At 62.6% G+C, this 243-nt stretch carries 1 pseudogene; it reads right to left on the bottom strand.

What is annotated here, in order from left to right:
- Positions 1-243 (bottom strand): annotated as a pseudogene (locus SB751_RS34440) (mechanosensitive ion channel family protein); the annotation flags it as partial.

Below are 243 nucleotides of genomic sequence, written 5' to 3'. Positions count from 1 at the left end.
ATCGTGGGCGGCGACGACACCTCCAGCCCGGCCTCGTGCAACCGCTGCAGCAATGTGAACAACAAGGCGCTGCGCACACCGTACGACGAGCGTGGCGACGACACATAGCCCTTGGCGTTGAACACCAGGTTGCCGCCTTCGATGCCATCCAGGAACACGTTGGGCGCCGGCGTATCAAGGACGTCCTCGTGGTCGGCAAATGCCTGCAGGATCAGTTCACGCACACGCTGTGCATCCGTTGAC

Source organism: Cupriavidus sp. SIMBA_020 (assembly GCF_046535395.1).
In the GTDB taxonomy this organism is placed as follows: domain Bacteria; phylum Pseudomonadota; class Gammaproteobacteria; order Burkholderiales; family Burkholderiaceae; genus Cupriavidus; species Cupriavidus campinensis.
The sequence above is the reverse complement of the archived record's forward strand: the minus strand, read 5'-3'. Positions and strand labels throughout refer to the sequence as shown.